Genomic DNA, 20,699 nt, shown 5'->3' with positions numbered 1-20,699 from the left:
ACAGATAAGTTAACAATACAGATAGTGTTATATTTGTCTACTTCTTATATAAACTATTATTTTTAGTTGTTTTATCCGTGACAAAAAAACAGGTATGCAAGTCTCCCTGCATACCTGTTTCGTGAAACACCCTGCTCCCGTGGATCAGGACAGCGCTTCCGGCTCCGTCCGCTCACGCTTGGTCAACAGCTTGTTCAGCGCATGGATATAGGCGCGAACGGCGGACACCACCGTATCGGCATCGGCGCCCTGCCCGTCCACGAGCTTACCGTTTTCCTGCAGGCGCACCGTGGTGCGAGCCTGCGCATCGGTGCCTTCGGTAACGTTAGCGACCGAAAACAGTGCCAGTTCGGCCGTATGCGGGAATGCTTCCCCAATAGCGCGGAAGGCTGCATCGACCGGTCCGTTGCCGCTTACAGCCGCATACTGGATGGCGCCATCGACACTGATTTCAAGCTTGGCATGGGATTTCTGCTTCGTGCCGGACGCCAGTTCCAGCGAAATCAGATGGACGCGCTCGTGATCGCGGCTCTCGTCATCGACGAGCGCACGGATATCATCATCGAATATGACCTTCTTGCTGTCGGCCAGATCCTTAAAGCGCGCGAATGCGGCGTTCAGGGCCTCATCTTCCAGAGGCGGATAGCCGAGCTGCGCCAGCTTATCTCGGAAGGCCGCACGGCCGGAATGCTTGCCCATGACAAGTGATGTCTTGTTCCAGCCCACGCTCTCCGGCGTCATGATCTCGTAGGTCGCGGCGTTTTTCAGAATACCGTCCTGATGGATGCCGCTTTCATGTGCGAAAGCATTGCGACCGACGATCGCCTTGTTCGGTTGTACGTCAAAGCCCGTGATCGTAGCCAGCATACGAGACATACCCAGCAGCTTCGTCGTCTCAATACCGGTCGTCTTGCCATACTGGTCGTGACGCGTGCGCAGCGCCATGACGATTTCTTCAAGCGCTGCATTGCCTGCACGCTCGCCGATGCCGTTGATGGTGCATTCAATCTGGCGTGCCCCACCTTCGACGGACGCCAGCGTATTCGCGACGCCGAGACCCAGGTCGTTATGGTTATGTGCGGAGAAAATCACCTGATCCGCACCCGGCACACGCTCGCGCAGCATAGTGAAGATTGCGCGCATTTCTTCAGGCGTGGCGAAACCGACCGTATCGGGGATATTGATCGTGTTGGCGCCGTTACGGATCGCCACTTCCACGCAGCGGCACAGGAAGTCCGGATCAGTCCGCGAACCGTCCTCGGCCGACCATTCCACGTCATCCGTATACTGACGTGCCTTCTGATTACCGGACGCGATGATTTCCAGAACGGTTTCCGGCTCCATACGCAGCTTGTATTTCATGTGCAGCGGAGACGTGGAAATGAAGTTGTGAATCCGCGGTCGCTCGGCTTTTTTCAGGGCCTCGCCACAAGATTCGATATCGCGCTTGCCACCACTGCGAGCCAGACCGCAGATCACCGATCCACGGACATCTTCGGCAATCCGGCGCACACTCTCGAAATCACCTTCAGACGCCACGGGAAACCCGGCTTCAATCACATCCACGCCCAGAGCGCTCAGCGCATGGGCCATACGGAGCTTCTCTTCGAGGTTCATCGAAAAGCCGGGAGACTGTTCGCCGTCACGCAGCGTAGTGTCGAAAATAATGACGCGGTCGTCGGCGATGGTGCCGAAGGACGGGTGATGGAAAGTCATGATGGAGATCGTCTCGTCTGGTTCAGGGTGGCTTTCGGTCTGTTATCCCCTGAACGCAACGGAGCGCTGTCCGCCTAGAATAAGGCGTTCAGGGGCCGATAAGTCGAAGCGAGAGGATCGAAAGAAACGTCATGGCTGCGTTAAATGACCGATTCTTGCGCCATGCGCAACCCGCATGATCATAAAGTCTCCCCCGCGCACAAAACGGGTCAGCCGGTCATAATGCCGGAATGCGTTGTGAAATAACGGTCTATGGCAGTTTTCATGGCACTGGCTACCTGCGTGCGGTGCACGGCCTGACGCAGCGCCGCTTCATCCAGCCGGTTGGACATGAACCCCATCTCGACCAGCACCGATGGAATTTCGGATGATTTCAAAACTACGAACGCCGCATGACGTGACGGATGGGTCAGAAGGCCGATCCTGTTTCGGAACGAATTGACCACACTGGCCGCCATATGAGCCGATCCCCGACGCGTCTCTTCGGAAACAAGGCTGGCCAGGATCTGCTGGACATCCGGCGACATACCGTGAAAGGCCGGACCGGCGAAGCGATCCGCACTGTTTTCCGTCCGCGCCAGAGAGGCAGTCTGCGCATCCGAGGCCCCGCTGGACAGTGTGTAGACACTCGCACCACGCACATCCCTGTCATGCAGGGCATCGGCATGCATGGAAATAAAGAGATGTGCCTGATGGCGCTGCGCCAGTTCGACACGTCCTTCAAGCGGAATGAAGCGGTCTTCGGAACGGGTCATAGCAACGCGATACTGGCCCGAAGCCAGAAGCTGGCGACTCAGTTCGGAGGCTGCAGCTTCGGCGATATGCTTTTCATAAGTACCGGAAACTCCAATAGCGCCGGGGTCTTTTCCGCCGTGACCGGGATCCAGCATGACGAGCGGTTTCGGAGGTGCGGCACCGCGATGCACGGCGGGAGCAGGCAGTTTCCTATGCAGCGAATGGCGTCCGAATGCCGCGACAGGCGTCAGCAACGGTAGCCCTGAGAGACCACTTACCAGTGCGCGTCGCGTCAGCATCCCTTGCTCCCAGTGTCCAGCGGTGAATGACGGGGCGATTATACAACACAAAACCCTGTCAGGAACATGGCAGAAAGCGCCCGGAAAACAGCGCACGGACAAATGAAAAACGCCACGCTTGCCACGGAAGGCTGTTTCAGTCATCCTGCGTGACAGGGACCTGTAAAGTGCGGTCCGACCGGACACGGGATCACGCCTTCCCGTACCGCTCCCGCCTTTTCTTGTCCCCGCCACGACATCCCGTCGTTTGACAGATGCGCGACTAGCCCTCCGTACCCTGTCCTGATCGGATCGAACTGGCGATCTTATGGATCTCGGTACTGGCCAGCTGCCCGTCCGGATCAGGTTTTTCATCCGGCTCCAGCCTCTGGACCGGCCGTCTGTTCAGGGGACGAATGTCACTCAACGTGCTTGCAGCAAACGACCTCACCGGAACGGGACCCAACGTGTCCCGCCGCTGTGCGTTCGGGCTGCGCCGTTCCCACAACCTCACACAATCTGACTCTCCGCCCGGCCAAGGCAGCCATTGTGGAGCGTCATGGAGTTCAGTTTTCCATGACCAAGCGTATGCTCATCGACACCACGCACGCGGAAGAAACGCGTGTTGTGGTCATGGATGGTGACCGCGTCGAAGATTACGACGTCGAGACATCGACCAAGAAGCAGCTCAAGGGCAATATCTATCTTGCCAAGGTCATTCGCGTAGAGCCGAGCCTTCAGGCTGCTTTCGTCGAATACGGCGGCAACCGCCACGGCTTCCTCGCCTTCAGCGAAATCCACCCCGACTATTTCCAAATTCCTGTCGCAGATCGCGAGAAGCTCATCGCGCTCCAGGAAGAAGAAATTGCCGAACGCGGCGAGTCTTCCGATGATGGCGAGACCGAAACGGTTACCGAAGAGGCCACGGACAGCGAAGACGGCGACAATCAGGACCGTCGTGCTCCCGAGACTGTCGGGGGCGAGCACGATACGGGCGAGGAAAGCGTAGCATCGCGCCGCACGGCCCGTTTCCTGCGCAACTACAAGATTCAGGAAGTCATCCGCCGCCGTCAGGTGCTTCTGGTGCAGGTCGTCAAGGAAGAGCGCGGCAACAAGGGCGCGGCCCTGACCACCTACATCTCCCTTGCCGGTCGCTATTGTGTCCTGATGCCGAACGCCCTGCGTGGCGGTGGCGTCTCACGCAAGATTACATCCGATGCTGATCGCCGCCGTCTGCGGGACGTGATTGCAGAGCTGGACCTGCCAAAGTCCATGGCAATGATCGTCCGCACCGCTGGCGCCGGACGCCCGGCGCAGGAAGTGACGCGCGACTGCGAATATCTGCTTCAGCTCTGGGACGACATCCGTTCCCACGCGCTATCTTCAGTCGCGCCGACGCTGGTCTATGAGGAGGCAAGCCTCATCAAGCGCGTTATCCGTGATCTGTTTTCCAAGGACATCGAAGACATCCTCGTGGATGGCGAAGCAGCCTGGAAAAGCGCACGCGAGTTCATGCGCCTGTTGATGCCGAGCAATGCCAACAAAGTGAAGCTCTGGCAGAACCGCGGCCAGAGCCTGTTCGCACGCTACAATGTCGAAGGCCATCTGGACGCGATGTTCTCGCCGACGGCGCGTCTGCCGTCGGGTGGCTATCTGGTCATTAACCAGACCGAAGCCCTCGTCGCCATCGACGTAAACTCCGGCAAATCCACCTCCCAGCGCAACATCGAGGAAACGGCACTGCGCACGAACCTCGAAGCAGCCGAGGAAGTCGCCCGTCAGCTGCGCCTGCGCGATCTGGCCGGTCTGGTCGTGATCGATTTCATCGACATGGAAAGCCGCCGCCACAACGCGCAGGTTGAGAAGCGCCTCAAGGAGGCTCTGCGCTCCGATCGCGCACGCATTCAGGTCGGGCATATCTCCCATTTCGGCCTGCTCGAAATGTCCCGTCAGCGCCTGCGTCCGTCCATTGCTGAATCTGTACTGACACCCTGCCCGCACTGTCAGGGCACCGGCTTCATCCGTGGCACCGAGAGCTCGGCCCTACACGTCCTGCGCGCCATTGACGAGGAAGGCGCACGCCAGCGTTCGTCCGAAATCGAGGTGCATGTAGGCTCGGACATCGCGCTTTACATTCTCAATCACAAGCGCTCTTGGCTGGCGGATATCGAGCGCCATCACCGCATGCAGGTGATTTTCTGCACGGAGGAGAACCTGGCTGCGGCTGATATGCGCATCGAGCGCCTTCAGGCCCAGACCCCGGCTCCCGCCCAGATCCGTGCGCCGGAACGCGCACCGGAGCATGTCCGTACGATCGAGATCATCGAAGAAGAAGCGCCTGTCGTCGTGCGGACGGAAACGCCTGTTGTCGACGCCGAGATCATCAAAGACGTAACGACATCCGAGAGCGAGGAGGAAAGCAACGGAGGCCGCCGCCGCCGCCGCCGCCGCCGTCGTGGGGGCCGTCGCGAGCAGAACGGTGACGTCCCGGCAGCGGAATACAGCCAGGAGCAGGATGTTCCCAAGGCTGAAACGCGCGAGATCCCCGCTCCCGAAGCCGCTGACGAAAACGGTATTATCCCGGGCCGTCGCCGTACCCGCTTCAAGCGTGTCCTCAAGGACACTGAAGGCTCTGACGATACGGCTGCACAGCCCGTATCCGAGGTCCGTGACGTCGCCCCGACACGCCAGGCAGTAACCAACCGTTCGAGCGCACCTGCCCCGGCCCGTACCCAGCATCGTCGTGAAGAGCGCGAGGAACGTCCGGCACCGCGTCGCTATACGGGTCCGACGCCTGCCGATCCGTTCGGTGGCAGCTTCGACATCTTCGACGTGATCGAGCAGGCCGAACTTGAAGGGACGACCGAAGCCCTTCAGACTGGGATCAGCACGCCCACGGAAATCGTGATCGAGCATGTCCCGGCTGCTGAAACGCCCATCGTCGTGGAAGAACCAGCAGTCGAGGAAACCGCCAAGCCCCGTCGTGGCCGCGGACGTCGTCCGACCCGCGCCAAGGCTGTGGAAACCGCTCCGGCCGAGACCATTACGGAAGAAGCCCCGGCGACAGAAACCGCTTTGACTTCAGAAGAGCCTGTGGCCGAAGAGGCTCCCAAGCCGCGTCGGACCCGGACACGCCGGACGCCGAAGGCTCAGCCCGTCGAGGCTGAAGCCCCGGCTGAGCCCATCGCGGAAGCAGCTGCGACTTCCGCAGAGACTGTTTCTGAAGAAGCCGCCAAGCCGAAGCGCACCCGCGCCCGTCGCACACCGAAGGCCAAGCCCGTCGAAACCCAAACCACCGAGGAAGGGAATATCCTTCAGCCGGTGAACATCGATGAAGTCGCGCCAACGAAGCGTCGTGCCGGCTGGTGGAAGCGCTGATCCGTCAGCGCGCTCCGCGAACCAAAAAAGGCCGGTGGGGATATCCCCACCGGCCTTTTTTCTTTTGTCCCGAATAACCCCTAAAGCCTGCTTTAGCGGCACACGCTCTGTGCGCCGGTTGCCGCAATATAAGTCCCGGTCAGCGGCTGAAAACAGGCATTGCGTGGGCAGGAACTCGTGCTCGCCACACTCTGAGGATAGATCGCCGCCCCCGCCTGCGCCTGCTCCTGAAGCGCCGTACCACAGAGCGGCGTATCCAACGGGGCCGAAGGATCGTTGAACAGCTTCTTCTTGCCGTCTTCGGACGTCTCCTCGGCCAGGCCCGGCGCAAAGTCCTGCGGCGGGATTTTGGCCTGCGTCGGAGACGAGCCCGCAGGACGCGCTGGCGCCGTCGGCTGCTGGGCACAGGCTGCAAGCAGCGGCAGGGCAACAAGACTCAACCAGAACGAACGCATGCAGACTCCGGATCACAGATCGGGTGGATGGAAGATTTACAGTCCAAGATCGCCCTGCGGCGACAGACTGTCCAGTCTTGCCCCACGATCACCATCAGCGAAAGACAGAACGACGCGATCCGCAACAGGACGGGCCTCCGCACTGGTGACGGGTTGTCCGTTCACATCCTGCACGAGGACGTAGCCCCGGCTGAGAATAGCTCGAGGTGAGACTGCCTCAAGATGGCTGCCCAGTCCCTGAATCCGGGCCAGCTGGAGACGAATGGCACTCCTAAGAACGTCCGGCGACAGGCGTTGGCGCTCGGTTCGGAGCTGAAAATTCTGGAGCGAACGCTGCCAGGTCGTATCCAGTTCAACCGACACGCCCCGAAGGGCGGCACGACGGCGTTCGATCAGCAATTGTGGACTGGGAAGATGCGTCTTGGGTGCCGTCAGGCGCGCGCGAGCACGGCTGACGAGAACTTCGGGCGCGGGCAAACGCAAAGCCTGTAGCCGCGTATGGCTGCGTCCGATCAGAAGCTCCGGCGATGGCAGATGCATCCCCGGCGCATCCAGCCGGTTGCGGATGCGCATCACAAAGGACGGAAGCGCCAGATCGAGCCGCTGGCCACGATCATCCAGACGCATCCGTGCGGAATTCAGCAGACCGGGCAGATCGGGCAGACGGGCAGCGGCCTGATCCAGTCGCGCGCGGGCCGTCTGGATAACCCGGGTGAGCGCACCCGTCAGACGCGCATTACGATGCGCCATGTCCGCGACCATTTCCGAGCGCAGGGGCACGGCCATTTCAGCGGCGGCGGTTGGAGTGGGCGCGCGACGGTCCGACACGAGATCGATCAACGTCGTATCAGTTTCATGCCCGACTGCGGAAATGACCGGCACAGGACAAGCAACAACAGCGCGAAGGACGCGTTCGTCATTAAAAGCCATCAGGTCTTCAAGAGACCCACCGCCACGCGCGACGATCAAAACATCCGGCGTGCGGGGACGTCGGACGGACATGCCTTCGATGGCGGTAGCAATCTGGGCTGCCGCGCCTTCTCCCTGTACCGGCACCGGCCAGAGCAGAACGTCACGCGGAAAACGACGACTGATTGTCGTCATGATATCATGCAGCACTGCGCCGGAACGCGACGTGATGACACCCACCAGAGACGGCAGAAACGGAATGGCTTTCTTGCGCTCGGGATCGAAGAGACCCTCTTCGAGCAACTTGCGACGCAGGCGCTCGATATTGGCGAGAAGTGCGCCCTCGCCCGCGAACTCCATACGGTCAATGACAAGCTGATAGCTGGAGCGCTCGCCATAGGCCGAGACACGGCCGGTCGCGATGACCTCATTGCCATTCTCTGGCGCCATGCCGAGGCGCGAGACACTCCCGCGCCAGATCACACCCGCAATCTTGCCACCTTCATCCTTGAGCGAAAGATAAATATGCCCGGACGGATAGCGCTTAAGCTCCGTGATCTCGCCACGCACGCGCACGCGCCCGAATCCGCTCTCCAGAGTACGTTTGATCGCACCGGAAATCTCGGAAACCGAATATTGCGGCACATTCCCGCGGATCGACGCGCCATCACTCTCCATCATGGCATCAGTCTATGCTACGCACGCCCTCAAACGAAGCCCATGAGTGCAGAATAAAGGATAAGCGGAATGCGCGTTTTGCTAGTCGGGTCCGGAGGGCGTGAACATGCCCTGGCTACATGTCTTGCGCGCTCGCCGAGCCTGAGCGCTCTTTATGCGGCTCCGGGCAACCCCGGCATGGCGTCCATTGCCACGCTCGTTCCGCTGAAGGCCGACGATGTCGCAGGGCTGGTGCAGTTCGCACAGAAACAGCAGATCGATCTGATCGTACCCGGTCCGGAAGCGCCATTGGTCGCCGGCTTGGCGGATGCCTGCGCCGAGGCTGGCATTCCGTGCGCGGGTCCGACGAAGGCCGCGGCCCTACTGGAAGGCAGCAAGGCGTTTACAAAGGACGTGGCAGACGCAGCCGGCATTCCAACCGCACGCTGGGAGCAGTTTGAAGACGAAGCGCCGGCTATCGAGTTCGTTCGTCGTCGTGGCGCACCGATCGTCATCAAAGCGGATGGTCTGGCTGGCGGCAAGGGCGTGGTCGTCGCCCAGAGCGTTGAAGAGGCTGAAGACGCCATTCGCAGGCTCGGCATGCCGCTCGTGATCGAGGAATGCCTGGTCGGCGAGGAAGTCTCGCTCTTCGCGTTCTGCTCGGACGACAAGGCCGTACTCATCGGTGCCGCACGCGATCACAAACGCCTCGGCGATGGCGATACCGGCCCGAACACGGGCGGCATGGGAGCGATTTCCCCGCCCCCCGCTTTCGGGCGTGAGATGCAGGAAAAAGCGCTCGACATCATGGTGCGCCCGATGCTGGCCGAAATGGTCCGACGCGGCACGCCGTTCCGTGGCGTGATCTTCGCCGGGTTGATGCTGACGGCCGAAGGGCCAAAGCTGATCGAATACAATGTCCGCTTCGGAGACCCAGAAGCGCAGGCCCTGCTGATCCGCCTGCAATCGGACCTGCTACCGATCCTTGCCGCACTGGCCCAAGGCAATCTGAAACACGCAGCCGCCGAATTCTCTGACGATCACTCGATCTCGCTGGTACTGGCCGCGAACGGTTATCCGGACGCCCCGAAGAAAGGCGGCCGCATCAACGGGATCGAACGCGCAGAAGCCGTTCCGGGCGTCTCGGTTTTCCATGCGGGCACAACACTGGTCGATGGCGTTCTGGTCGCAGATGGCGGCCGCGTGCTGACTGTCTGTGCAAAGGCCACAACGCTTGAAGAGGCCCGGAAGCTTGCCTATGAAGGAGCGTCCGCGATCCAGTGGGAAGACAAGATCCTCCGCAGCGATATCGGACTCTGACAGAATAGAACCTGGTTAGATGACAGTAATTATCGCAGAAATCCGTGACGACGTGCCTGTTCTCATCGGTGACATGGCCGTCTTCCATTTTGGTACCCCGGCTACCGATGGCATCCTCATGCCGCTCGGCAAATCCATACCGAAAATTCAATCGGCTCACCAAAAGATCATGCGACTCAACGATGTCTTTGCAATCGGTGGAGCAGGAGATCCGGCGATCATCCTACAGTTCTGTTATCAACTGCGGGAGAAAGCTGAAGCTATTCGAAACTTGGAAGATCTGCGACACTTTTTGGCTGACCGGCCCGTTGATTTCACAACCAATACAGACATCACAGGCGTTTTCTCGGGCTCAGCGAACGATCCGGCAACAGCCTTCAAGATCGACCTCCGCCAAGGGCTTTCTCTCGCCGAGCGTTTCCAAACCGGAAAATCGTTCATTTTGGGAGAAAAGAATGCTCAAGATGTCGTTACCAAAAAGATGCGCCTTTGTGACAAGCAACTGCATCTTGATCCCAACAATACAGCCGAGACCGAAAACAGCCTGATAACCATCATGAATCATCTCATGCTGGATGAAAGAGGCACACAAACAACGCTCAATAACAATTATGGCCTCGCCTATAAGTGTCTGTGGCATGACGGAAACGATTTTCGACCTATTCCTGGATGCTTCTCGATTTTTGGAGATCTCAAATGCCATCTATCGACCGACGGAACCTCTAAAAAAATTCATTTGAGCTATAATTGGATTCCTGGGAGCCGATCTTTCTTTTTCTATACTGATACAGGTCAAACCGTAGACATTACCGTTTTAGGTGAAGACCATCTGGGACAGGTATGGGAGGTTCCTCCCTTGCTGGAGCCGTCCCTCCCTTCAGAGAAGGTTACATATTCGAAGGCAGATATCACCAGGCCTATTATCCCCAAAATTTCGGGGGAAGCACCCAAAAGTCTCCTTCTATGTGTAGACGTACACATAGAAGGAGAAATTCCGCCCAAAGTCATACCTATAGTATATTTCTGGTCTTTTATGAAAAACGATGTACCTAATATGAATAACTTCAGTTATGATCCATACCTTGTTCCGAATGAAACTATCCAGAGCCTACTCAATACCGCTATAAACCATTATTTATCACACTATAATAATATATCAGATTAACCGTCTCCATTTTTTTATCATCGCACCCAGACATGAGAAAACAGCATGTGGATCAGAAGGGTTGAAAAATAGTTCCCGAGCCGTTTCGAGACGAAATCGACCGTTTTCATCTGGATCATGGGCGCGCCGGGCATCTGTTTCATGATGGCGTGACCGGCTTCCTGCCAGATCGGAGCCGCTTTGGTCGGATCTGTCTCGGCTTTGGCCTGATCGAACAGAGATTGAACATGCTGGTCGCAGAACCCCGTGAAGTTCGGGGAGACGGCTGCGTTGGGATGATAATTGTCGCACCCGAACAGGTCGTCGAGGAAAGTTGAGGCGGAGGGGTAATCCGCGAACCAGTAGGATAATGCGATCTGGACGTGATTGGCGGTGTTCTGTTCGTAAGAGTCCGCAAGACCTGCCGTAATCGGACGAAGCTGCGCGTTCAGGCCGACGGCCTGCAAAGCATTCCGCAAATACGTGCCCATCCCAAGTTCTATGGCCCGGTTGGGAACGACCAGTGTCACGGATGCCCCTTCCGCACCCGCTTCATGAATCAGACGACGTGCGCCCTCCAGATCCTGCGGGCAGTTCAGCCCCAGATCGGCGCCGGGAATTCCGTGCGGCACCATCTGGCACAGAGGTTCGGAAATCGCACTGCCTCCGAACAGGATCGTCATGGCATGGCGATTGACGGCCATGCTGACCGCCCGGCGCACCCGCACATCAGTGAACGGTTTTTCATGCGTATTCATCGCAAGATAATAAAGGCCCAGCAGCGGCTCGATATGGACCTGCGACGTGTATTGCGCGCCTAGTTCACCCAGACGATCCGCAGGCTTGGCGTCCAGCATCCAGTCATAACGCCCCTGCTCGACCGCCGTGATCTGCGCTTCGTCCGACAGGCCGAAATCATATTCAATCCGGTCCACAAAACCGTCCGTCTGGGCCTGGGGGTTCCAGACGTGGAAGTACGAATTGCGCTCCAGAACCATCCCGTGTCCCGGATCGTACTGCGTGATGCGATACGGCCCGGTTCCGGGGACGGTCGTTCCACCCATGTCGTGTGCAGGCGTTGCGGCGGGCAGGATCACCGCATGAGGGAATGCCAGTTTGTAGAGGAATTCGCCGTCCGGCTTCGTCAGATGAAAAATGATCTCGCCGGTTTCCGGATGCCCCTCAACGCCGGGTAGCATGCAGCGGTCAGGCTTTTCCAGACAGTCGGCAGCACCTGCGATACCGCCATAGAATGAGGCGGCAGTTGGGCTTCCGGCGCGATAGATCCGTCGGAAAGACGCCACCACGTCTTCCACCCGCACGGGCGCACCATCGGAAAAATGCAGCCCCGGCCGCAGATGCAGGCGCCATGTCAGGCCATCCGGGCTGATCTGCGGCATGGCGTCGGCAAGGTCCGGCACCACTTCCAACCCTGCTGTTCCCCGCGCCAGGCGGAAGGTCAACAGCGGATCGTACATGTTGACGAACACCTGCATGTACTGGGTGCCGTAATTAATCTGCGGGTCCAGCGTGCCGCCGGGCCCATCCGCCGTCAGATGCAACGTGCCGCCGCGATGGGGACTGCCAAGCGTGATGCCATTCCAGTCAGGCGATGTCTGCTCTTCGGCAAGTGCCGGAAAAGCCCCCAGTCCCAGAAACAACCCCGCCGCGAGAAGCGCAGCCCCCCGCTTCATTCAGCGCTTCGCCAGTTCACGCAGACGCGCAATCAGAGCATCTGCGTTGCCATCAGCTGGAATAGTGCCGGCATAACGCGCATTCGGGTCCATAATGACGATCTGCGGCGCAGGAACGAAATGGTCCCCCTCCTTCTGGAGCGGCGCATGATATTCGGCCGTCATGGCCTTGATCATGTTCGGCGTGCCCGTGAACGGCATGACATGCGGTGCGACGGGCAGGACATATTCCTTAAGCGGGTCAGCCTCGTCGAACGGATTGAGGGACACGGCGAGAGGTGAAACGCGAATGCCTTCCGGACGCAGCGTGACCAGTGCCTGCTCCATGCTCTTCAGCACAGGCTTGCACTTGTCCTCGGGGCAGTTGGCATCAAAGAACCAGACGAGCATCCAGGTATTGTGGAAATCGCCTTCGGTGACGGTGCTCTCGCCAAGCGAATCAAGACGGAAGCTGCCGCCCACCTCGTTACCGTTGGACTGGACCAGCAGACCCGGCCCACCGTTAGACGCCAGATGGAAGCCGACATATCCCAGAACGACCGCCACGGCGAGAACGCCCCAGATGATGCGATTGCCGACCTTCTTGCGGCGTTCATGATTGGTCTGCATGACCTTCCTGTCTTTAATGTGCGTCAGCCCAGCTGGGGCCGATACCGGTTTCTACTTCAAGGGCCACGTCGAGTTTGGCGGCCCCTTCCATTTCTGTGCGGACAAACTCCGCCAGTGCCTTCGCATCCTGCTCTTCAACTTCGAAGAGCAGTTCATCGTGCACCTGAAGAACCATTTTCGCTTTCAGCCCCGTTTCGGGCAAACGCCGCGCCAAATGGACCATGGCACGCTTGATAATATCCGCCGCTCCGCCCTGAAGCGGGGCATTGATGGCCTGACGCTCCGCATAGGCGCGACGGGCGCCATTCTTTTCGGCAATGCCCGGCACATAGCAACGACGCCCAAACGGCGTGGTGACATAGCCGTGCTTCTTCGCCTCTTCCTTGGTCCGCTCCATATAGGCGCGGATACCGGGATATCGGGCGAAATAGGCATCAATATAGGAGCGTGCTTCACCCGGAGAAATCTGGAGCTGCTGCGCCAGACCGAAAGCCGAGATACCGTAAATAATGCCGAAATTGATGGCCTTGGCCCGGCGACGGGTCAGCGGGTCCATGCCTTCGAGCGGAATACCGAAGACTTCAGACGCCGTGCGGGCATGAATGTCCTGACCCAGACGGAACGCCTCAAGCAAAGGTTCGATCTGTGCAACATGAGCCAGAAGGCGCAATTCGATCTGGCTGTAATCCGCCGATAGCAGAACGCAACCGGGAGCGGCAACGAACGCCTTACGGATGCGTGCGCCTTCTTCTGTACGGATGGGGATGTTCTGAAGGTTCGGCTCGTTGGAGGACAGACGGCCCGTCGTAGTGATCGCCATCTGGAAGGACGTGTGGACCCGCTGCGTGTCCTGATCCATCTGCTGGACCAGCGCATCGGCATAGGTCGATTTCAGCTTGGCGAGTTGGCGCCACTCCAGAATTTTGCGCGGCAGGTCATGCCCCTGCTCGGCCAGTGATTCCAGAATCCCGGAATCCGTGCCCCAGCTTCCGCTTTTCGTCCGCTTTCCGCCAGGAAGACCCATTTCGTCGAACAGGATTTCACCAAGCTGCTTGGGAGAACCGACATTGAAGCTGCGCCCAACCTGTTCATGGATCTCCTGCTCGATCGCTCCCATGCGTTCGGCAAAATCGACGGACATGCGGCGCAGTTCTGTGGCGTCCACCTTGATGCCGGCATCTTCCATATCTGTCAGGATCTGGATCAGCGGACGTTCGATTTCTTCATACAGCGCCAGTGCCTGACGGGTCCGCAACTGCGGGCGCAGCACCTGCCACAGACGCAGCGTGACGTCCGCATCCTCCGCGGCATAAGCCGTCGCCGCGTCAATCGCGACCTGTGCGAACGGAATGCGCTTGCGACCCGTTCCCGTTACAGAATCATAAGTGATGGGCGTGTGACCCAGATGCAGTTCGGAAAGTTCGTCCATCCCCTGCCCGTGCTCACCGGCCGACTGGGCGTAGGAAATCAGCATCGTGTCATCGATGGGCGTGATCTCGGAGATGCCTGCGCCGCGAAAAACGGTCAGATCGTATTTCGCATTCTGAAACACTTTCAGGACGGACGCATCACGCAGCAGCGGCCCCAGATGCTCCAGCGCCTCAGCACGATCAAGCTGGCAACTGGCGGGCTCATCTGCCGGAGCCTCTTCCAGCAGATCACGCGTCACTTCATGCAGGAACGGCACATAACACGCCTTCCCCGGCGCGACCGACAGCGACAGCCCAACCATATTGGCCTGCCGCGCGTTGAGACTATCCGTCTCGGTATCGACGGCCACCACGCCTGCGGCCCGCGCATCCGCAATCCAGCGGTCCAGCGTATCAATATCCGTCACGGTCTCGTAGGGACCATAAGGTGCATCAGGGATCGCGATTGTCGCAGCGTCGTCCCGTTCCGCTGCCTTGTCGTCAGGCCGGACGATCTGGCGCGTGAACGAACGCGGCTTTGCGGCCAGACCCAGCCCCATCCGCTGGATGGTGGAATGGAATCCCATTTCTTCCAGCCAGTCCCGCAGGGTCTCACGTACGGGCTCACGGCAAGCGAGTTCGCTGATCGGCTGCGGCATCGGCGCGTTGTCGTCCAGCAGCACCAGCTTGCGTGACATACGCGCGGCATCGGCATGTTCGATCAGGTTGTCGCGCCGTTTGGACGCTTTCATGCCCGGTGCGGCAGCGAGAATCTGCTCCAGCGTGCCGTACTCATTCACGAGCTGTGCCGCGCCCTTTGGACCGATACCGGGCACGCCGGGGACATTGTCCGTCGAATCCCCCATCAGCGCCTGCACATCCACGACCTGATCGGGACGGACACCGAACTTGGCCTCGACCTCGGCTTCGCGGATCGACTTCTGCTTCATAGGGTCCATCAACTCAACGCCGGGACGCACGAGTTGCATCAGGTCCTTATCTGACGAAATGATGGTGCAACATCCGCCCTCCTCAACGACCGCCTTGGCATAGGCGGCGAGCAGATCATCTGCCTCCCAGCCCTCAAGCTCGATCGACGGTACATTAAAGGCGGCCGTGGCATCACGGATCAAACCGAACTGCGGGCGCAGGTCCTCCGGTGCTTCCGGACGGTGCGCCTTATACTGTGGATAGATCTCGTTGCGGAACGTCACACGGCCGGCGTCGAAAATCACGGCCAGATGCGTACCCACATGATCCCGCAGCAGACGCGTGAGCATATTCGTAAAGCCATACACCGCATTGACCGGAACGCCCTGCGGGCTGCTCATCGGCGGCAGAGCATGGAAGGCGCGGAAGATGAAACCAGATCCGTCGATCAGGACCAGATGGGGCTTTCCCGAAACAGGCTTTCCCAGATCAGACTTTTCTGGCTGCACGAATGTCTCCCTTCTCGCCCCGAAGGAGCGGACGTTCTAAAATCATTCGTGATGATAGGCTCATTCCCCTCCGTTTCAAACCGCCTCAGACGTCTTTCCTTCGGACTGCTCTGCCTGATGTCTCCGCTAGCGCTACAGGGCTGCACGGCACCTCATATTCCAGACCTGCATCCGACAGCACAGGAAACGGCTCTCATCTCCCCGACACTCACACTCGACATGTCGGATGGCGCCCATATTCCCCTCCGACTGTATCCGGCCCTCACACCCAGCCTCCGTGGCATCATCCTGGCCCTGCACGGTTACGGCGACAGCCGGGATGCCTGGGAGTTCGCCGCACCGGTCTTCACAGCCCAGGGCTTTACACTCGTCGCGCCGGACATCCGCGGCTTTGGAGAAACTGCCGACCGGGGTGAATGGAGCAGCACGGCAAGACTGGTGCAGGACGCTCGCGAACAGGTGCTCTGGCTGCACACTCGCTATCCCGACACACCCATTCACATCATGGGAGAAAGCATGGGCGGCGCCATAGCCCTGCTGCTGGCCGCGACAGACACGCCCCATATCAACAGCACGATCCTGCTTGCCCCTGCGGCGCTCGATATCGGCCAGCCCTGGGAGAGCATTCTGGGCACTCTTGATCTCCTGGCCCCAAACTGGAAGCTGGACGGTTCGGCCGTTCCTGGTCACCGGGTTGCAAGCGACAACATCAAGGCCCTGCGGCGGATGTATTTCGATCCCCTCACCTTGCACAGTTCAACAATCCATCCGCTCTATGGCTTAACCCTGCTGATGCAGACTGCCTACAAAGCCGCGCCCCAGGCCCGGACCCCGCTGCTCATCATTTTTGGTGGCCGTGACCAGTTCGTCCTGCCACCCTTCACTGCACGCCTGCTGCGCAAACTGCCCCCCGACACCCGGATCGACGAACTACCCGACGCACACCACCTTCTCAGCCGGGACCACCGGGGGGCGGCACAGGATGCCGTCTCATGGTTAACAGACCCCGACCACTTCCTGCCATCAGGCGGTGATATCGCTGCCAGCGCATGGCAGGCCACCGCCCAGACGCAGACTTTTCCGTGACCTTCTGCCAGCCGTATGTCCGAACGACAGAACTTTCAAAAAAGAGGGCTGGCAATCTGTCGCCGAAGCAGTTATCTGAAGGCGCATGGACCTGTAGCTCAGCTGGATAGAGCGTTGCCCTCCGAAGGCAAAGGTCACGCGTTCGAATCGCGTCAGGTCCACCACTGATCTCAGAAATCGCTATATTCCGCCAATTACTCTGCGTCTTTGACACCTTCCTGAACAGGTTTGACGGGCGGGTCTTAGCCTTAACATCGCCGAACGTGCCAATTCCATCTGCACGGCGACACGGACGTAGCAGGCAACTTCTCTGAGGCTCCGATGACCTGTGATGGCGTCGGTCTGATGAGTTGTGCAACCGGCTTCTGCGAGCCTTCGGGCCGCGGCCTTTCTCAATCGTCAGGAACCTCCCCGCCCTGTTCGGCTTCCACTGATCCAACTCGGCGCCTGTTTTCTGCTGACGGAGATGGATACCGCTCGCACTTACGGAACTTGGCCCCACTTTCACAAAATTGCTTCGACGTTGACCTGTATGGAACAGCAAGGCCAGTGCCGGACGTTACCGCATGCCAGTCGGCCAGCGCGCTTCATTTCGGACGTTCTCGTCATTCGTCCACGAATGGATACCGTCACTTTTGCCCCTCCCATGTCGATCCTTAGATTTCGTGGACAAAGGGTATCTACTGGAGCGTTGAGGCGAGATTGACGAAGCCAGAATATGATCCCTTGGCTTTGTCATATAGGGTGGCGATGCGCCGCCAGTTCCTGAGTTTATTGAAGGGGCCGCTCGAAATGATGTGCCCGAACCATCATACTGTCGATCTTGTCAGCCAGGGTTTGAGGCATTGCATCGAACACGCCCGTCATTATCCAACGTCAATAGTGTCAGAACACGCTGTTCCGCTTGCCCTAGTCATCAAGCAGATGGCGCCATTGCGATCCGGTTCGGGCAATGATGCTCCCAACAGGCAGCCTTGAAACAATCGCGGCTGTTACGGTCACCTTATTACCCACGCAACCTGAGAGGGGGGCGTTTCCCCCATCTGAACACAGACCTGCCCGGCGAGTATTAGCGGGAACACCCAAGCCTGCGATGGACCAATAGTTCTGCGCCCTCTGCCGCCAGGTGATAACGAACCAACCGGAAACGACGTTCAGATCGTCAACACGGCCCCCTGTCTGCTAGACGCAGATGAGACATCCGCCCAAGCCATACGCGCCTAAGCCGTCTCACCTGTATTATCTTTGTGAATGGCTGCCCTCAGGCAGCCATTCTTCAAACGAAGCTCATCGTCCTGACATCAATCATCCCGAAATCCGTGATCTTGAGATGAGGAATCACGGGTAGGGGCAGGAAGGCCAGTTGCAGAAACGGCTCTTCCAGAACAACACCCATCGTCCTCGCCGCCTTACGCAGGACAATCAGATCATCCCGGACCTGTTCGTAAGGCGCATCGCTCATCAAGCCTGCGACCGGGAGGCGTAGATCTGCGAGCACCTGTCCATTACGGACCGCCACAAAACCACCGCCGGTTTTTTCCAGATGGTTCACCGCACAGGCCATGTCGGCGTCGCTGGTTCCAACAACGCAGATATTATGGCTGTCATGCCCGACAGACGACGCCAGCGCGCCTTCCTTCAGGCCAAAACCCCGCACGAAACCACGCCCGATATTGTCGTTATGCCCATGCCTCGCTACGACGCAGACTTTGGCAACATCCTGTTCCGGATCAGGCAGAACGTGGCCATGGCCTTCAGGCAGGTCCAGACGCAAAAAATCCGTGATGATCTGACCAGGAATAACCCCCATAACAGCACGGTTTCTGCCGCTGCCTTCAACAGCCATGTCCTGCACCGTTACGGGGCGGGAGAGCTTCACGCTTTCCAATCCGACCGGAGGCACAATTTCGCGGCTTGCGAACAAGGCATCATTCACGAGGCGCCCGGCGGCAATGACGTCTGAAACCTGACAGCGCTCCAGATCATCAAGCAGGACGATATCCGCACGCTTGCCCGGCGCGATCTGTCCACGATCCTTTAGGCCAAAAGCTGTGGCAGCAGACAATGAGGCCGCCCGATATGCGGCCAGCGGCTCCACACCCAGTTCAATGGCACGGCGGATCAGGAAATCCAGATGGCCTTCATGGGCGATTTCGAGCGGATTGCGGTCATCAGTGCAGAACGCAAAGAACGGCGAAGTCGCGACGTTCAGAAGCGGTACCAACGCCTCAAGATCCTTGCAGACCGATCCTTCCCGGATCAGGACCGTCATACCCTTACGGACTTTCTCCAGTGCTTCGTCAGCAGCCGTGGCTTCGTGGTCGGTTGAAATGCCGGCTGCCAGATAGCCGTTCAGGGGCTTGCCCCGCATGAGTGGTGCATGACCGTCAATATGACCGTCTGCAAAAGCCGCCAGCTTGTCCACACATCCGGGATCGCCATTCAAAACGCCCGGAATGTTCATGAACTCGGCCAGACCGATCACTTTCGGATGGTCCCGATAGGCCACCAGATCATCTACGTTCAGAACCGCGCCCGATGTCTCCATGGACGTGGCTGGAACACAGCTCGACAGGTTGACGCGCAGATCCATGATGGTCCGCTCGGCAGCGGCCAAAAAGTAGTCGAACGCCGCACGCCCCAGCACATTGGCCATTTCATGCGGATCGCAGATGGCCGTCGTCACACCATGCGGCAGAACGCAACGATCGAACTCGAACGGTGTCACCAGAGAGGATTCGACGTGTAGATGGGTATCGATAAAGCCCGGCACGGCGATCCGACCTGCGCCATCGATCGTCCGGACACCTTCGTATTCACCGTAAGTCCCGACGATCCGGTCGCCGCAGATAGCAATATCAGTCGGAATAAGATCACCCGTGACCAGATCGAGCAGCCGAACATTGCGGATGACCAGATCGGCGGGTTCGTGGCCCTGCCCCTGGGCCACGCGACGCATGATGGTTTTCTGCATGTCTGAAATCCTCCGTACGTCAGCAGTGCATGCTTATACCGCATGAAGGGTGAGCAACTCAAAGAGGCATGTTGTCGATCAGCCGGACCTCCCCGGCCCGCACAGCCAGAAGCGCCAGCGCGTTGTTAGAACAGGGCTGTTCGCGGCAGAACGTGTCTGCGTTCACAACTGTCGCATAATCGATATCCGGAAGCCCGGCTTCGATCAGGACCGCGCGCATCGCATTTTCCAGAATCTCCACATCACGCTCGCCATTACGGAACAGCCGCGCAGCTCCCTGCAAAGCCTGAAACAGCGCTGGCGCTTTCTGACGGTTTCCAGGTGTCAGACGCACATTACGGCTGGAGCGGGCCAGACCGTCCGATTCACGCGCAATATCGCAGACCACGATTTCAACCGGAATATCCAGATCTGCCACGAAGCGCCGGACCACCGCACATTGCTGGGCATCCTTCTGGCCGAAATAAGCCCGCTGCGGCTGAACGATATTGAACAATTTGGTCACCACCGTCGCCACACCGGAGAAATGTCCGGGACGGGACTGACCTTCGAGTTCTTCCGCGACGCCGCCAACGTCAATCCGGGTGGCAGAACCTGGCGGGTACAGCACATCGGGCGTTGGCAGAAACACCAGATCGGCCCCAGCCTCTTTCAAAAGCGCCAGATCGCGCTCGGGATCGCGCGGATAGGAGGCATAATCCTCGTTCGGGCCGAACTGCGTCGGATTGACGAAAATACTGACGGCCACCGCGCCATTTTCCGCCTTAGCCCGCCGGACCAGTCCGAGATGGCCTTCATGCAGAAACCCCATGGTCGGAACGAAACCGAGAGCTGGATAAGCCGTCCGTGCTGCACGAAGCGCCCCGATTGTTTCAAAAATCTGCATGTCATGTTCC

General features: G+C 59.0%; 13 protein-coding genes and 1 tRNA gene. 5 read left to right on the top strand and 9 right to left on the bottom strand.

Annotation, left to right across the window (positions count from 1 at the left end; translation table 11 throughout):
• Positions 1-144: 144 nt before the first annotated feature.
• Together IGS75_RS10050 and IGS75_RS10045 are read right to left on the bottom strand one after the other, a co-directional pair.
• A complete protein-coding gene (locus tag IGS75_RS10050) occupies positions 145-1,716 on the bottom strand; it encodes a 2-isopropylmalate synthase (RefSeq protein WP_202256754.1) in 1,572 nt (523 codons plus the stop codon).
• Between the two features lie 209 nt (positions 1,717-1,925).
• Positions 1,926-2,750 carry an N-acetylmuramoyl-L-alanine amidase family protein gene (locus IGS75_RS10045; protein ID WP_202256753.1) on the bottom strand — a complete coding sequence of 275 codons (825 nt, stop codon included), beginning with the start codon at positions 2,748-2,750 and terminating at the stop codon, positions 1,926-1,928.
• Between the two features lie 555 nt (positions 2,751-3,305).
• On the opposite strand from IGS75_RS10045, the gene IGS75_RS10040 reads away from it, so the two are divergent.
• Entirely contained in the window at positions 3,306-6,107 is a 2,802-nt protein-coding gene (locus IGS75_RS10040; protein ID WP_202256752.1) for an Rne/Rng family ribonuclease, read from the top strand.
• Positions 6,108-6,199: 92 nt separating this feature from the next.
• On the opposite strand, the gene IGS75_RS10035 is transcribed toward IGS75_RS10040, so the two are convergent.
• The gene (locus IGS75_RS10035) at positions 6,200-6,562 is read right to left on the bottom strand and encodes a hypothetical protein (RefSeq protein WP_141349737.1); all 363 of its coding nucleotides are present in this window, start codon (positions 6,560-6,562) and stop codon (positions 6,200-6,202) included.
• Positions 6,563-6,598: 36 nt separating this feature from the next.
• On the bottom strand, positions 6,599-8,152 hold the full coding sequence (gene xseA, locus IGS75_RS10030) for an exodeoxyribonuclease VII large subunit (protein WP_202256751.1): 1,554 nt from the start codon (positions 8,150-8,152) through the stop codon (positions 6,599-6,601).
• A gap of 66 nt (positions 8,153-8,218) precedes the next feature.
• Between xseA and purD the strand changes: the two genes are divergently transcribed.
• Together purD and IGS75_RS10020 are read left to right on the top strand one after the other, a co-directional pair.
• Positions 8,219-9,448 (top strand): phosphoribosylamine--glycine ligase, encoded by a 1,230-nt coding sequence (purD, locus tag IGS75_RS10025; protein ID WP_202256750.1) that lies wholly within the window; start codon positions 8,219-8,221, stop codon positions 9,446-9,448.
• 19 nt (positions 9,449-9,467) lie between these two features.
• A complete protein-coding gene (locus tag IGS75_RS10020) occupies positions 9,468-10,613 on the top strand; it encodes a hypothetical protein (protein WP_202256749.1) in 1,146 nt (381 codons plus the stop codon).
• 17 nt (positions 10,614-10,630) lie between these two features.
• Here IGS75_RS10020 and IGS75_RS10015 read toward each other — a convergent pair whose 3' ends face one another.
• The 3 genes from IGS75_RS10015 to polA are packed head-to-tail and all read right to left on the bottom strand — an operon-like array spanning position 10,631 to position 15,743.
• On the bottom strand, positions 10,631-12,286 hold the full coding sequence (locus IGS75_RS10015) for an ABC transporter substrate-binding protein (protein ID WP_202256748.1): 1,656 nt from the start codon (positions 12,284-12,286) through the stop codon (positions 10,631-10,633).
• Positions 12,287-12,895, bottom strand: a complete 609-nt coding sequence (locus IGS75_RS10010) for an SCO family protein (RefSeq protein WP_202256747.1) — start codon at positions 12,893-12,895, stop codon at positions 12,287-12,289.
• Between the two features lie 13 nt (positions 12,896-12,908).
• Positions 12,909-15,743 (bottom strand): DNA polymerase I, encoded by a 2,835-nt coding sequence (gene polA / locus IGS75_RS10005; RefSeq protein WP_237468760.1) that lies wholly within the window; start codon positions 15,741-15,743, stop codon positions 12,909-12,911.
• A gap of 117 nt (positions 15,744-15,860) precedes the next feature.
• Between polA and IGS75_RS10000 the strand changes: the two genes are divergently transcribed.
• Both IGS75_RS10000 and IGS75_RS09995 read left to right on the top strand, forming a co-directional pair.
• Positions 15,861-16,829, top strand: a complete 969-nt coding sequence (locus IGS75_RS10000) for an alpha/beta hydrolase (RefSeq protein ID WP_228123660.1) — start codon at positions 15,861-15,863, stop codon at positions 16,827-16,829.
• Positions 16,830-16,916: 87 nt separating this feature from the next.
• A tRNA-Arg gene (locus tag IGS75_RS09995) sits at positions 16,917-16,993 on the top strand.
• Between the two features lie 1,112 nt (positions 16,994-18,105).
• On the opposite strand, the gene ade is transcribed toward IGS75_RS09995, so the two are convergent.
• Together ade and panC are read right to left on the bottom strand one after the other, a co-directional pair.
• The gene (gene ade, locus IGS75_RS09990; protein ID WP_202256746.1) at positions 18,106-19,803 is read right to left on the bottom strand and encodes an adenine deaminase; all 1,698 of its coding nucleotides are present in this window, start codon (positions 19,801-19,803) and stop codon (positions 18,106-18,108) included.
• Positions 19,804-19,861: 58 nt separating this feature from the next.
• Entirely contained in the window at positions 19,862-20,689 is an 828-nt protein-coding gene (gene panC, locus IGS75_RS09985; protein ID WP_202256745.1) for a pantoate--beta-alanine ligase, read from the bottom strand.
• Positions 20,690-20,699 lie beyond the last annotated feature (10 nt).

Source organism: Gluconobacter sphaericus, from assembly GCF_016757795.1.
In the GTDB taxonomy this organism is placed as follows: Bacteria; Pseudomonadota; Alphaproteobacteria; order Acetobacterales; family Acetobacteraceae; genus Gluconobacter; species Gluconobacter sphaericus.
Note: the sequence above shows the minus strand (reverse complement) of the source record. Positions and strands in the feature narration are given on the sequence as shown.